We start from the raw sequence: 14,880 nt of genomic DNA on the forward strand, positions 1-14,880 counted from the left end.
TGTGTAAACTTGCTGCTAACAAAGTTACAAACCACAGATCGGAAGTGAACATGACGCAAGAATACGACGAACGTATTGCTCGTAAAGCTTTCATGTATCAAAGAAAAAGATCTGTACTCACTACAGTGGGCGTAGGCTTGGGCGTCACTTTTATATTTGCTTTACTTGTGCAATTCCACGCTTTTGGCATAAATTCTGTGCGTGCTCCAAAAGATAACCCAAATTACGGCGTTCCAGCTCCATGCGCAATAATAGGAAAAGAAGGAGCCAAAGCCCCTTACGTAGATAATAGATCTGTAGCAATCAGAGTTCTCAACGGCACAAAGTTCCGCGGTCTTGCTCGCGCGGTTGGCGAAGCTTTAAACGCTCGCGGATTTAACTTAACAGAAGTTAACAATAACAAATCCAGTAACATTAAACGAACAATCATTTACTTTGGAAAAAACGCTATTAATGAAGCTTATACAGTAAACGCTAATTTTACCGATGCAATTATGCGAATGGATGATAGAAAAGATAAGCTCGTCGATATTGTGCTTGGCTCTACTTTTAATAATCTTCGCCCTAAAGTAGATGTTCCAGCAGCAGGCGCAACAATACATGAAGTGCAAGGATGTATAAGAGCTGATCTTATGAAAAACATTCCTAAGGCAGATCAGCATAAGGAAGTTAAATAAAAAAGAGTAGCAGTAAAATATTTTATACTGCTACTCTTTATTTAAGTGAAGAAACTTTTACTTTTTGTACGTTTCCTCATACCATCGCTGTAATTCTTCTACAGCAATATCATGGTCTACCGGACCATTATCGAGACGGTAATCAAGCATATGCTTATAAGCCTCACCAACTGTTGGACCTGGTTGCAAATGCAATAATTGCATTATTTCATTACCGTCTACATCAGGTCTAATAGCGTTAAAATCTTCCTGCTTTTTAAGCTCCTTTACGCGCTCTTCCATCTCGTCCATCGCATGCTCAAACATTAACGATTTGCGACGATTCTGAGTGGTTGCATCTGCTCTAGTAAGTCGGTTCAACCGCTCATACAGATGTCCTGAATCTTTTACGTAACGACGAACTGCAGAATCAGTCCACGGTTCATCAACATACCCATGAAAACGCAAATGCAAATTCACTAATTCAGTAACATCTTCGATAAGATGATGATCAAAATGCAGTGCTTTCAAACGTTTACGAGTCATTTTTGCGCCAACAACATCATGGTGGTGGAAACTAACTTTCCCTCCATCTTCAAATTTTCGAGTTTTTGGCTTCCCAATATCATGCAATAAAGCAGCTAGACGCAACGTTAAATCTGGAGACGGCACTGGACCTTCCTGATCTGTTTCCAAAGCTATAGCGCGCTCAAGAACCATCATTGTGTGTTCAAAAACGTCCTTATGACGATGATGCTCGTCAATTTCAAGCTGTAAAGCTGGAATCTCCGGAAGAACACGCTGAGCTATACCAGATTCAACAAGAGCTTCTAATCCTTTACGAGGTCTGTCCGAAAGTAACATTTTAGTAATTTCGTCGCGAATTCTTTCAGCAGAAACAATATCTAACCTATCTGCCATGTCCACAATCGCTTCAGCAGTATTTGCTTCGATACTAAACCCAAGTTGCGCAACAAAACGAACTGCACGCATCATACGCAAAGGATCGTCATCAAAAGATTGACGAGGATCAACCGGGGTTCGCAACACGCCTTTAGCTAAATCACTAGCACCGCCAAAAGGATCTACAAACTGTAAATCTGGCACGCGCAACGCCATTGCGTTGACAGTAAAATCACGCCTAGAAAGATCACCTTCTAAAGTATCGCCATATTGCACTTCAGGTTTACGAGAATCTGGATCGTACACATCAGAACGGTATGTAGTAATTTCAACTTTTACTTCTGTACCATCAGCACGTCGACGCATAGCTCCCAACGTGCCAAATTTGCGACCCATATCCCAAAAACCATCATGTCCCCAACGACGCAAAATAGGTTCAAACTCTTCGGGTCGAGCTGATGTACAAAAATCAAGATCATGCGACACGCGATGCAGTAGCATATCTCTCACAGGACCACCAACTAATGCAAGTTCATAATGACGCTCAGCAAAAAGTCGCCCCAACTCTATAGCTTCAGGCCAAACTTCGAAGTTCTCAGTCACCCTTACCGACACCCTTTCAGCAAAAATCAATCTATATTCCAGCATACCGTTACCCCAATGCACAGCGGATTGAGTAATGTTGACTATATGATTACTCCTGCAGACTTACGACGTACGCTCGCCAAGCTTGCGGATAATCATGCCCAAAATCAAGCTGCTCCTGTTATTACGCCACTTGATTTAGCTAAAATGCATAGAAAAAAGTCTTGCCAGCAAGACAGTTGTGAAGAACAAAATGTTGTTGATATTCCGCTGTTTTCTAAGGATGACAGCACTGCGCAAGACTCAGGATCACCGGAAGATAATCTTCAAAAAACATCTTCTTTCTCAGGCGTATCTCCAGCACTTATGCCACCACGCAGACAGGCAGATACTCCTACAACTTTTGCTTCTTTAGATGCGCAAGACTTGCCAATTATTCGAGAATATTCCGCAGGCGGTTTAGTATTTGACTCTCTCGGGCGTGTCGCAATTATTGCTCGTCATTCAAGAAGCGGACACCTTGAATGGTGTCTACCAAAAGGACATATAGAAAAAGGTGAAACACCCCAAGAAACAGCAGTTCGCGAAATTCATGAGGAAACGGGTATAGTTGGCGAAGTAGTAGATTCGATTGCCACAATCGACTATTGGTTTACAGGCACAACGCATAGAGTACACAAGCTAGTGCACCATTTTGCGTTACGTTACGTAAGTGGCGACTTATCTGTATTAGGAGATCCCGATCACGAAGCAGAAGATGCAATATGGGTGAATTTTAAAGAACTTAATGCAATACTAAGCTATCCAAATGAACGTAAAATTGCATGGCTTTATGCCAAAAAAGCACATAGGCGGTCTAACAGTGAAGAAACTCACGCGTAAACATCAGACCACAAATGCGTCTACTGTTCTAAAGCAGAAGGCACTTTCATACGTATTTTCTTTATTACGAATTACGTTACATACTTGCTTAATTTCTGCACGTTTTATTTTTATATTATTCGTAGTATTTGCAACAATTTTTGCTTTTCCAACAGCAAAATATGCAGGATTAGCAAATTACGCATATGCAAACACGAAAAAAGCAGATTTATCTGACAAAACTTCTACAAGACAAAATAAAAAACAATCTACGTATGAAAATCCGCATAGCAAGGGCATTGAAATAGATATAACTCAAGCAACGCCTGTAGTAACAGATAAAAGCGGATACCACCTTACTGCAACACTAAAAGCCGTAAAAACGGCACTTCCAGAAGGCACTTTACAACTTTCTATAAATTCCAATTACACTTTTGTTTCGCGCACGGACGTGCAAAATTGGTCGCAAGAGGAATCTCTTATACCAACTCCTCAAATTTTAGATTCCGTAAAAACTCCAAGTTTAGCTTCCGGTCACACGTGCACTCTTAGCTTTAACATACCTGCAGATAAACAAGAATTACGTTCCATCCTGAATTGGGGTCCCAAACCATTAAAAATTACGTATTTCTCACAAGATTATTCAAAATACAAATCGATACATTCTTTTTTGACAAGAGCAAATATTGGCATGCACTCAGCTAACTTACCAGCGATGAAACTTACTGCGCTCATGCCAATATTAATTCGTACACAAAACGATTTACGCAATTTTAAAGCTAATAACATTCAACCTAGCGATCATTTAGAAACGTTACTTAGAGCAGACAAAGATAGTATTCACAACATTATTGGGAAAGCTGATTTAGCAAATAAACACTCAAAATTACAAACAATCGCAGATTTAAGCACAATACAAGCATCGCATTTAACACTCAAACCAAGCGCTTATATGCAACAATCTGGTTTTGATATCAGTGCTTATGCAGATGACAATAATGACGATTTGTATAAATCGGCAGGAATTACTAAAGAAAAATGGTCTGCAAAAAATTCGCAATCGCAGAAAAATATTACTAAAGCAAATAATTCAAAACAAACAGACTCAACTAATCATAATTTAAATAAAGCTTATGCATGGCAAACATACGGCAAATGGACTATTCATGCACTAGAGCAAGCAAAACGTAATGGATATGAAACTGTTATTGCAACAGACGAATTTGACAATAATGCTTCACAGTTTGCTGTTAGAAATGGCATATACGATATAGATACGCCTGCAGGGAATGTGCGAGTTTTGTCACCTCAATCAGTGCTTACTCTTCTGGCAAACGGAAAGCCTACAAGCGATAACGCAACAAGCGAACGAACTCAGGCTGGGCGCATTAATCGTTTAGTGGCACAAAGCGCGTTCTACCAAATGGAACAGCCGTATGTTGATAGACATATTCTCATTACTTTTTCGAATAATGCATCTAATTCAAATATTGATGCTGTTATGAACGCATTAGAACAATCTCCTTGGCTGTCGTTAAGCGACTTGCAAACAATGGCAAATACGAAGCAAAATGCCTTGCCTGACTGGAAGAAAAATTCCATAATGCGTGAAATATCTCGCAACAGCTCTATAAGCGAGAATATTACTGAAAAACGACGCTCTTGCCTAAACGATTTGTCACATTCAAGGAAAGACGTTTTACGTTTTACTAAGAATATTCTCGACTATAGTTCCGCTAAGCATCCTCATAATACTGAGGGTGACGCTCAAGCACTTGCAAAACAAACAGCCAAAACAAAAAAACTTATTAACATAAAAGACTTAGAAAAGTATTTATTACGCTTATACGACGATATTTCTTTGCACGAATTTACCAATAATACGATCGAGCAGCAAGATTCAGCCAAAACTACTGCACACAGCAAGAAAAATAACAAGTCTTGTATAAGTAAAAATACTGCTAAGACTTTTGCAAATACACTGATGAATGGCATTCACATAATCCCACCGCATGATATTACTGCCGTAAGCGAAACAGCAAGCATGCCTATTACGATAAGCAACACATACTCTTACCCTGTGCAAGTGTATTTATCTGCAAATACTCATGCTATGGAAATTGTTACACGCCGTAAAACTTTAGTAAAAATTCCAGCTAATAGCGAAACTCAAGTAACTTTACCACTGAGAATCACTACATCAATTCACACAAAAGCTACTTTTGTGCTTGAAGACAATCAGCATCGCGTATTTGCAAAAGAACAAAGCACACTTATTACTAGTACACTGCAAATTAGTGATAAAAGCGGTACGATTATTATAGTATTTGCTTTCATTCTTGGTCTTCTTGGCCTTTGGAGGCAATTCCACCGTAAGAAGGATCCAGACGAATGAGTTCAGTAGGTCGAAATTCTGTAATTATGGCTAGCGGAACAGCCGCATCACGCATTACAGGTCAAATACGTACTATCTTATTAGCAGCAGCCCTTGGAACAACAGGTTTAGCAGCAAACGCATATCAAGCTGGATCTATGATTCCACAGCTAATATATACGCTTGTTTCAGGTGGAATTTTCAACGCTGTATTAGTACCGCAAATTGTTCGCACTCTCGAAAAGAAAAATGCCGAGGAACGCTTAAATAAACTTATTACATTTGCAATTCTTCTGCTTCTCGCGCTAACAGTTCTTATGTCTATAGCAACGCCTGTGCTCACTATGCTATACGCCGGCGGAAGCGCCGAAATGCAAACATTAACATGTTCATTTACTTTATGGTGCATGCCTCAAATTTTCTTTTACGGTATTTATACAGTACTTGGGCAAGTTTTGGCAGCAAAAGAGCATTTTGCCATGTACGCGTGGAGTTCAGTTGCAGCAAATATTATTAGTTGCCTAGGCTTTGGCGTTTTTATCATCATCTTTGGTAAAGCAAATAGGATGCCACTAAGTTTTTGGAATGGCAATACTCTTTTGCTCACTGCAGGATTCTGGACTATTGGCGTAGCAGCACAAGCCTTAGTGTTATTCCTACCTCTTATAAAATGCGGAATACACTACAAGCCAAGTTTTGGTATACGAGATATCGGTTTAAGATCAATGGGCCCTGTTGCTGCATGGAGCATGGGCATTGTTATTGTTACACAAATAGTTGTAATGATTACTACGCATATAACAACAAGCGTCCCATTTGTTGCCGAAAAACGTTTAGGATTAGATCAGTTTGAAGTAGCAGGTAATGCTACTTATCAAAACGCTTACACAATGTTCCTATTGCCCTACTCTTTAGTTGCAGTATCTGTTGCAACAGCAATTTTCCCTAAAATTTCACGCTCCATTGCATCTCACGATTTACATAGCGCGCGCAATGATTTAAGTGAAGCACTCAGGCATGTAAGCATAATTATGTGCTTCTTTACAGTCATTTTTATTGTTATTCCGACACCTATTTCGTTAGCTTTAATACCATCAATAAGTGTTCAAGAAGCAAACCTTATGTCTGCACCTCTAATGATGCTAGCTTTTGGCTTGCCTTTAACTAGTAGCTATTTGATTATTCAACGCACATTCTTTGCTTTTGAAGACGGTAAAAGTCCTTTTATTTTCGCAGCAGCGCAACTTCTTACTGAGCTTTTTGCCTTTGTATGTTGCATTAATGTACTGCCACCTACTTATTGGGTTACAGCTTTAGGCTCATCAGTTTCAATAAGCTACTTCTTGACTTTCCCATCACTTGTTCATATGCTTCGAAATCGTTTCAACAATGACTTAGATGATCGAAATCTTGCAATTACGCATATAAAAATTACTATTGCTTCAATAGTATCTATTGTTGTTGGTCTCTTAGTGAGTAAACCGCTATTGCATGTTTTAAACTTCAATTCCCCACATATGCATGGAATATTAAGGTGGGTATACGCAATACTTATTTGCGCAATAACAACAATTATTATTGCTGTTGTTTATCTGTCAGCACTCTTACTTTTGAAGACCAGAGAACTTGTAGATTTGTCTGCCCCAATAATTAGTAAGCTTGCCCAAAAGATTCCTGCTCTTGCTCCTCTTGCTAAAATTTTTGAAGAAACTGCAAAAAGTCAATCACAGCACGAACAGAAAAATCTTAGAATTCCGCGTAGAATACAATCCGATGCAAAATATCATGATTCTTCTAACAGCAAAAACTTCTAAGAGCGTAGTTTCATATTGAGCTTTTCCTTAAAATATGTGATTATTTGGGAAATTATTTCAATAACAGCAAAATGCTGTACATAACATGACGGCTCACCAGTACAATTATGTGTTAGTAAAAAATGTTAAGTTACTTATTGCACATGCGTAGGAAGATGAGGAACAAATGGAACCTCGGTTAGGAGATATTGTACTAAATCGATACGTACTAGTATCGCTTTTGCGCAACGAAGCAGGCTTGCAAGTATGGCAAGCCAATGACCGCATACTTACGCAGGATTGCCAGCTTTTTATTGTACGAGATTCACGTTTTTTGCCGCAAGTAAATACAATTGCATCAACCTTGGCTTTATCGCATAGCCGCAAGTTTACGCAAGTACTTCAATTACGGCATCATGATTCTGTTGCAATTATTGTTACAGCTTTAGATCGCGGTATTACTATCAATGATTATTTGGCTCTTAAAAAAGCACCTTTAAGCTACGAAGCAATAAGAACTATTGTTGCAGAAACTGCACAAGCTTTAAGCAGATTACTTGCTAGCAATATTACTCACCACGCTGTTTCTAGTGACACTGTTCGCATAAGTTCTTCAGGAATTGAGTTAGCAGATACTCCAGTAAGTCCTCTTTTGGAAGATGTGACTCAAAAAGATGATGATCAAATTCCAAGGCAAAATGTTGAACATATTGCAACTAAGCAACTTGCATCATTGTTATACACTTTGATTACTAGAACTTCTTCTCGAATACAAGCTCGTTTTGATGCGTCTCTTTTGCCAGATAATACTCCTTCAGAATTTAGGATGATTTGCACAAGAAGCCTAGCTTCAAATAAAAATAACAACGTAATACCTATGGCGTCTATTGCAGAATTAGTAGCATTATTAGGTTCATACACGCCTTTATCGAAGCTCACAACAAGAGATATTGTGCTTGATGGTAAAACAAGTGTTGCTTCTATTAGCAATGTTCGACTTCGCGAAGCAAAAGATGATTGTATACTACCTTTGCCTGAAGGTCTTTCACAAAGTGAAGAAGAATTTGATGCACAATTAATGCAAAGAAATAATCAGGATTCTAACGATTTTTCTTCAACTAATTCAGCCAACACTATTTCAAATAATACAAATGGATCCGCTAAGTTAAGTGATAGCTTCAAAAATGCTGGAAGAACATTGGGATCTCTTCTTAAAAGAAGCAATACTAACTCAGATTCTGAAGGCATTGGTAACAATAGTTTTAGTGACGAAACTAACACTAATACAGATATAGATTTTCATGATATTGCAGCAGCAGAAATGGCTAGCATTCTCGCTCCTACAGAACTTGATACAGACGATGCTCTTTTCCCAACATTGTCTGCTTCATATAAACATTTTCCCGATACTGCTACGTCTAAAAATATTTTTGATCACGTTGAAAATACAAGAAATCAAACTTCCAAAAATACTATTAGCGAAACAGGCGTAGTTAGTAGTTTTGATTTTGGGCATCTTCTTACTGAAAATAATCAACACACAGAATTAATCTCAAGACCACAAAACTTAACTTCAGAAGGCGAAGCTACTGGTCGCGTTCCTGTTGTTGATTCTCACGGAAGATTTGTAGCTCCTGGAGAGGAATCAGCAAGAGCACTTAGAGACGAAATAAACAATGACCAAAACGACGATATCCAAGAAAATGGAGCACTTTCTTTGCCGCCAAGCTTCCAGCCTCTGGAACAAACTGCTAATTTGCACAAACAAAAGCAGAATACACAAAATAACAACACTATTGCAGATGCTAAGATTTGGTGGGGTCTTTCAACCAAAGTTATTGTTATCGGGGCTGTTTCGTTACTCCTTGTAGCTGGATTAGCTTTGGCATTACATGGTTTATTTGGCAATCATGAAAGCACAGGTAGCTTCGGAAACAACGGCTCATGGGATAGCACTAGTCTAGAAAATGTTCCGTTTGGTAGCCAAGGTATTCTTCCTCAAGAAAAACAACCTGTTAAGAAAAATATGGGTCGTAAGCAAGTAAAACCTGTGCCTAAGCCTAAAATTCCTACTAATAACGTTGCTTACGAAGCTGATCGTTATCAATTCTTAAGCTTCCCGGCTAATCAAGCTGGATATGGATACTATATTCACTTAACCGAACCACAAACTGTGTATCGCTTCGTTGTTTCGATACGTTCCTCTGGAGGTCACGCATATTTGTTGGCAGATACTAAGGATGATCCAACTAAGGGAACTCAAGTAGCAGAATTTACATTCGATGAAAGCGGAACAACAGATGTAAAACTTAAGAAGATTGTAAAATCTCAAGATTTCATGCTATGGGTTCCAAAAGATAGCATGCCTAAGAACAGTTTGTACATCAATTCTGTAAAACTGTATTGAATCTCTTATAATAAGTGCTTTTAAGGAAATAAGTAATGGAAAATAAACTTCGAAAAGTTATCATAATTGGATCCGGACCTGCAGGATACACTGCTGCAATATATTTGGGTCGCGCTGGGTACAAACCACTTGTTATTGCTGGAGCTCTTACTCCAGGCGGTCAATTGATGAACACAACGGAAGTAGAGAATTATCCAGGATTCCCAGAAGGTATTTTAGGCCCTGACTTAATGGAGTCTATGCAAAAACAAGCTGAAAAATTTGGTGCAGAAATATTGCTGAACGATGTCACTTCTGTAGACTTTAAAAGTGCTGTAAAGCTCGTTACTACCGATGACGGTATAACTTATGAGTCCGACGCAGTTATTGTCTCTACGGGCTCGCAAGTGCGCAAATTGGGCATTCCGGGAGAACTCGAGTACTCCGGCAGAGGTGTATCTTATTGCGCAACTTGTGACGGCTTCTTCTTCCGAGGAAAACCAATTACTGTAGTTGGTGGAGGAGATTCTGCTTTTGAAGAAGCATTGTTCCTCACACGATTTGGTTCTTCTGTTACTTTAATTCACCGCAGAAATGAATTCCGCGCTTCAAAGATTATGGTTGACAGAGCAAAAGAAAACGAAAAAATCAAATTTATTACAAATAGCGTTGTAGATGAAGTGCACGGCAACGATGTAGAAGCTACTTCACTTACTGTTCGCAATGTTATTACAGGAGAAACTCAAGAAGTTGAGTCAGCTGGATTGTTTGTGGCAATTGGTCACACTCCTGCAACAAAGTTTTTAAACGGCCAATTAAAACTTAATGAAGATGGAACAATTGTTGTTGATGGTGCAACTACTCGCACTTCTGTTGAAGGCGTTTTTGCTGCGGGAGATGTTGTCGACAACATGTATCGTCAAGCAATTTCTGCAGCAGGAATGGGATGCAGAGCAGCTCTTGATGCTCAAACTTATCTTAACGAAAAATACGCTTAAATCTTACTCATTACACAAAGGCTTACTAAAAGTAAAAGCATAAATACAATTAAATTTACGTGTGACATTACAGTCTAAGCTATTATATTGTAGACAAATGTCACACGTATTTTATTAAAACTACTATTCTTTTTTAGAAACAAGTAAACCAATAATTCGTTGCATTTCTTCAGGAGAAGAAAAGACAATCTCGATTCTTCCATGATTTTCTGTGCCCTTAATAGAAACTTTGGTAGCAAAATGCTCCTCAAGCTGCTTGCGCACAGGCGAAGAAGACCACTGATTATTGCGACGCACACGCGTACGTACTGCTCCATGAGATGTATCTTCATTCTTCAACGAAACAATCTCTTCAGTACTACGAACTGACAATCCTTCTGCAATAATGCGATTGGCTAGACTTTCCATATCTTCTGGATTTTCCAAGCCAAGTAGTGCTCGTGCGTGACCTGCAGAAAGCACACCTGAGGCGACATGTTTTTGCACGCTAGCAGGAAGATTGAGAAGTCTTAAAGTATTAGCAATTTGTGGACGTGATTTTGATACAGACTGAGAAAGCTGAATCTGTGTTAAACCAAAATCATCTATCATCTGAGAATATGCTGCCGCTTCTTCAAGAGGATTAAGAGCAACGCGATGAAGATTTTCAAGCAATGCATCTCTTAACATATTTTCATCAGCAGTTGTGCGCACAATCGCTGGAACTGTATCAAGTTCAGCTAGCTGAGAAGCACGCCATCTTCTCTCGCCCATAATAAGTTCATAATGTGCAATTTGTTCATCATTTTTATCTGCATCAACAATAGGTCGCACAACTATAGGCTGTAAAACGCCGACTTCTTTAATAGATGACGCAAGTTCTCGCAGCTCATCTTCATCAAAAATTGTTCGAGGTTGATGCGCATTAGGAACAATATCTAACGGCTTAAGATAAGCTAAATATCCACCTTTTACTGGCTTCAAAGGCTCATTTTTTGCGGTTTTATTCGATTTTTCAGCAGCGTTATTTTTTTCACCAATAACGGTTTCTTCATTATTTTTTGCCTTAGACGACATAAATGTCGTTGATGCTGAATCTCCAAAAAAGAAATCCATAGGTCTAGTGACATCTCCAAGAGATGGCATAGTTGAACGTTTATGAGAATGCTTGTTAGTATGAATTGACGGCACGGTTTCACGTGAAACATTCTTTATTTTGTTATTATTCTTATCCGCGTGAGGAGCAATTGAATTGCTCATACTAGGGACCTTTGTTTCATGTGAAACATTTTTTGATTGATTATTATCTTTATGTAACGTTTCACGTGAAACTTTTGCTTGTTCTTCTAATTGACTATCCACAGATTCGGATTTTTTTGTTTCATGTGAAACATTAAATTGCAAATTATTAGATGCATCGGCAAGCGCATCCTCGCCAGGCAAAGCTGGGAACAAAGCACCTAAACCTTTACCCAGGCGAGACTTATTTCCACTCATTATTGATTCTCCTGTTGTTGTTCTTGTCGATTAGCATCTTGCTTTGCTGCAATAACAGATAATACTGTCTTAGACCTTTTCGCTATTTCTAACGCAGCTTCGCGATAAGAAATCGCTCCTGATCCATGAGGATCATAAGTAATAACACTTTGGTTAAAACTTGGCGCTTCAGGTATTTTCACAGTACGAGGAATCGTAGTCTCAAGCACAATATTTGGATAATGTTTTTTAACTTCTTGGAAAACTTCTCTGCCTAATAAAGTTCGCTTGTCAAACATAGTAACAAGCATTGTAGAAACAACTAAAATTGGATTGTAATGTTGCTGGACTAAACCAATAGTTCTTATAAGCTGTCCTAAACCTTCAAGAGCATAATACTCAGCTTGAATTGGTATAAGCATTTCACGTGCTGCACACATGGCATTAATCACTAACAAGCCAAGCGACGGAGGACAATCAATAAAAACATAATCGTAATGTTCGCTGCTATTATCAAGATATTCTTGCAAGGCATCCTTTAACAGATTATTACGATTATCCATATCTGCAAGCTCTAATTCAGCACCACTTAAATCAATGGATGCTGGCACAACATCAAGTCCTTCAATATCTGGGCAAGCATGTTTTACTTCAGCGATACTTTTTCGCCCTTCAAGAACATCGTAAACCGACAAATTACCAGAAGCATGAGGAGTATTTAATGCAGTTGACGCATTCCCTTGTGGATCCATATCAATAAGAAGTACTTTTGATCCACTTACTGCCATAGCTGCAGCAAGATTTACAGCAGAACTTGTTTTTCCTACTCCACCTTTTTGATTAGCAACAGCAATAAAACGCGTTTGCTTAGGCTTAGGATATTTCGCTTGTTCAATGGAATGAAAACGAGATGTCAAATCTGCCAATTCAATACCTAGGGAGGATTTTGAATCTCCAAAAATTCGTTGAATCGTTTCAGCAGCTGATTCCACGACGTATCACCCCCAATTAAATATGCGAAACTCTTAAAACAAAAATATCGTGTTTTAAGTTTCGTCGTTTCCATGGACATAAAAAGCACAAATTTTTTGATGTTTCACATGAAACATCAACACCTTATTCCATAACTAACTACATATTTTTCTAATCATAGAACACTAATATTAATGCTACTGCACACTACAAAATAGAAACAATCAATGCCTCGCCCTCCCCAAAACCTAATTGAACAATTTATATTCATGTGTGAGATTTTTCGCATTGATTGGATGCTTGTATGTTTCTGTAGCTTTGCGCCAATGCTTTGCAAACGTTGCACATGAAGCTTTGCAGTAATGCTTTGCAAACGGCGATTATGTAGCTTTGCAGTAATGCTTTGCAAACGGCGATTATTTATTGATTAGCAAACTTTAACAGTATTGCTCTGCGGACGTTGAATATTTATCGCATAGAGAACACTAGCATCCGTGCTGCTGCGCACGTCACACCAGGCACTCCTACCACACCAAAAACACTAGCGGTTTTACTAATAGTGGGAGATAGGAATTGCTTGGTCGAGCAATATAAAAGCGGAACGATAGTAATAATCTTGTTGATGAATACTATTTTTGCAGAAAAAGTAAGTAAAAAACTAAACTTAACTACACAACCGCTAAGTCCAAATAAGGTATAAGAGCGGAGCGCTGTCCTCATGGCTAATCGCCATTCGGCTGAGCTTGCACGGAAAGTCCACTGGACTTTCCGTCTGAACAAGCTCACGCTCCGAGTTGCTTTCGCGCGCTACGCTCTGAGCGCGAAAGCAGGTCGTCGCGCTAGTAATTCCTATCTCACACAGCCACACAAAGAAACCCGCCAGCCAAACACCCGCTAAAACTCACGCCACGCCAAACAAGAACTTTCGAGGCTCATCAGACCGTTTTCAGAAAACACCAGTCAAAACTCATAGACGATACGCAAGAACATCGCAAATAAAATTGCATCATACTAAACGAAAACTTGCGCAAACACAAATTTTAATTAAAAAATTAGGCTTTATTTACTATTACAACTGTAGTTGGTTGTAAGCCAGATGCAACAGGTGCCTCAAAAACATGAGTATCTATTCCACCGGCTTTTCGAATCATTTTTACAGCTTTTTCTACTTCTGCTTGAGCAGATTTACCCTTTAATGCTATTAATTTCCCGTGCTTATTCAATAGAGGAATAGTCCATCCAGCTAATTTCGTCATAGGAGCTACAGCCCTGCATGTTACTACATCAAACGCTGGAATTTCATGTGACTTAACTTTGTCAATAACTTCATCTGATCTGCCGTGAAATATAGTAACATTTTTTAATTTCATAAGAGCAACGCACTCACGCAACCAATCAACACGACGCTCCATAGGTTCAATCAAAGTAACGTCATAATCAGGTAAGCACGCAGCTAAAACTAGACCAGGAAAACCTCCGCCGCTACCTACATCTGCAACTCTTTTATTTTTTCTACCAACTATTGCTTCTTTAATAAAAGGAACAACTGCTGCAGAATTTAATATATGCCTTTCCCAGAGAATATTCATATCTCTAGGACCGATAAGACCTCTTATTAATCCTTCTTGCTGAAGTTTCACGTGAAACAGCTTACACTTTTCTAATGCTTCACCTAAAACCTCGTTCAGCAACGGGGATCCTTCCAATTCGTCCGCTATTTTTTGTGTATTTTCCTCGTATTTTTTATCTAAATTAGCTTCCATATTTTCCCCAAAACAAATAAAAGCAATATAAAAAATAAATAAAAAGTAACACAACAAAACATTTTTTGTTCCATTGTGTTACTTTTCATTTTATTTCTCTTTTCCTTCGAAAAGAAACAATTAAATAAAAATTA

Annotated in this window: 10 protein-coding genes; 6 read left to right on the forward strand and 4 right to left on the reverse strand. The window is 38.7% G+C overall.

The features are described 5' to 3' along the window. The first annotated feature begins 50 nt into the window (after positions 1 to 50). Complete coding sequence (locus HXT40_RS00395) at positions 51 to 677, forward strand: LytR C-terminal domain-containing protein (protein ID WP_116431993.1); 627 nt, start codon at positions 51 to 53, stop codon at positions 675 to 677. A 57-nt stretch (positions 678 to 734) separates the two neighbouring features. Here HXT40_RS00395 and HXT40_RS00400 read toward each other — a convergent pair whose 3' ends face one another. After that, positions 735 to 2,207, reverse strand: a complete 1,473-nt coding sequence (locus HXT40_RS00400; RefSeq protein WP_049762339.1) for a CCA tRNA nucleotidyltransferase — start codon at positions 2,205 to 2,207, stop codon at positions 735 to 737. Between the two features lie 42 nt (positions 2,208 to 2,249). Between HXT40_RS00400 and HXT40_RS00405 the strand changes: the two genes are divergently transcribed. The 5 genes from HXT40_RS00405 (at position 2,250) to trxB (ending at position 10,556) form a co-directional block, all read left to right on the forward strand. Next, positions 2,250 to 3,026 carry an NUDIX hydrolase gene (locus HXT40_RS00405; RefSeq protein ID WP_004110180.1) on the forward strand — a complete coding sequence of 259 codons (777 nt, stop codon included), beginning with the start codon at positions 2,250 to 2,252 and terminating at the stop codon, positions 3,024 to 3,026. Continuing rightward, entirely contained in the window at positions 2,977 to 5,400 is a 2,424-nt protein-coding gene (locus HXT40_RS00410; protein ID WP_004110182.1) for a DUF6049 family protein, read from the forward strand. Before HXT40_RS00405 ends, HXT40_RS00410 begins: the two co-directional genes overlap by 50 nt. Beyond that, complete coding sequence (murJ, locus tag HXT40_RS00415; RefSeq protein WP_064621505.1) at positions 5,397 to 7,193, forward strand: murein biosynthesis integral membrane protein MurJ; 1,797 nt, start codon at positions 5,397 to 5,399, stop codon at positions 7,191 to 7,193. The genes HXT40_RS00410 and murJ overlap by 4 nt, the downstream gene beginning before the upstream one ends. 166 nt (positions 7,194 to 7,359) lie before the next feature. Beyond that, positions 7,360 to 9,579, forward strand: coding sequence for a kinase (locus HXT40_RS00420; RefSeq protein ID WP_033888539.1), 2,220 nt, complete (start codon positions 7,360 to 7,362; stop codon positions 9,577 to 9,579). A gap of 35 nt (positions 9,580 to 9,614) precedes the next feature. Beyond that, positions 9,615 to 10,556 carry a thioredoxin-disulfide reductase gene (gene trxB / locus HXT40_RS00425; RefSeq protein WP_102703290.1) on the forward strand — a complete coding sequence of 314 codons (942 nt, stop codon included), beginning with the start codon at positions 9,615 to 9,617 and terminating at the stop codon, positions 10,554 to 10,556. Positions 10,557 to 10,679: 123 nt separating this feature from the next. Here the strand turns inward: trxB and HXT40_RS00430 are convergent, their stop codons facing one another. From HXT40_RS00430 to rsmG, 3 genes are all read right to left on the reverse strand, one after another. Beyond that, entirely contained in the window at positions 10,680 to 12,032 is a 1,353-nt protein-coding gene (locus tag HXT40_RS00430) for a ParB/RepB/Spo0J family partition protein (protein ID WP_103013751.1), read from the reverse strand. Then, the gene (locus HXT40_RS00435; protein WP_004110194.1) at positions 12,032 to 13,003 is read right to left on the reverse strand and encodes a ParA family protein; all 972 of its coding nucleotides are present in this window, start codon (positions 13,001 to 13,003) and stop codon (positions 12,032 to 12,034) included. The genes HXT40_RS00430 and HXT40_RS00435 overlap by 1 nt, the downstream gene beginning before the upstream one ends. Before the next feature lie 1,032 nt (positions 13,004 to 14,035). Then, positions 14,036 to 14,746, reverse strand: coding sequence for a 16S rRNA (guanine(527)-N(7))-methyltransferase RsmG (rsmG, locus tag HXT40_RS00440; protein ID WP_004109604.1), 711 nt, complete (start codon positions 14,744 to 14,746; stop codon positions 14,036 to 14,038). Between the last annotated feature and the right edge of the window lie 134 nt (positions 14,747 to 14,880).

Origin of the sequence: Gardnerella sp. DNF01180P, assembly GCF_049244205.1 — a bacterium.
GTDB lineage: Bacteria > Actinomycetota > Actinomycetes > Actinomycetales > Bifidobacteriaceae > Bifidobacterium > Bifidobacterium swidsinskii.

Excerpts from the sequence above, each read along its gene's own strand:
- HXT40_RS00395 (WP_116431993.1), top strand. The coding sequence starts at position 51 with ATGACGCAAGAATACGACGAACGTATTGCTCGTAAAGCTTTCATGTAT.
- HXT40_RS00430 (WP_103013751.1), bottom strand. The coding sequence starts at position 12,032 with ATGAGTGGAAATAAGTCTCGCCTGGGTAAAGGTTTAGGTGCTTTGTTC.
- murJ (WP_064621505.1), top strand. The coding sequence starts at position 5,397 with ATGAGTTCAGTAGGTCGAAATTCTGTAATTATGGCTAGCGGAACAGCC.
- rsmG (WP_004109604.1), bottom strand. The coding sequence starts at position 14,746 with ATGGAAGCTAATTTAGATAAAAAATACGAGGAAAATACACAAAAAATA.
- HXT40_RS00400 (WP_049762339.1), bottom strand. The coding sequence starts at position 2,207 with ATGCTGGAATATAGATTGATTTTTGCTGAAAGGGTGTCGGTAAGGGTG.
- HXT40_RS00405 (WP_004110180.1), top strand. The coding sequence starts at position 2,250 with ATGATTACTCCTGCAGACTTACGACGTACGCTCGCCAAGCTTGCGGAT.
- HXT40_RS00410 (WP_004110182.1), top strand. The coding sequence starts at position 2,977 with ATGCCAAAAAAGCACATAGGCGGTCTAACAGTGAAGAAACTCACGCGT.
- HXT40_RS00420 (WP_033888539.1), top strand. The coding sequence starts at position 7,360 with ATGGAACCTCGGTTAGGAGATATTGTACTAAATCGATACGTACTAGTA.
- trxB (WP_102703290.1), top strand. The coding sequence starts at position 9,615 with ATGGAAAATAAACTTCGAAAAGTTATCATAATTGGATCCGGACCTGCA.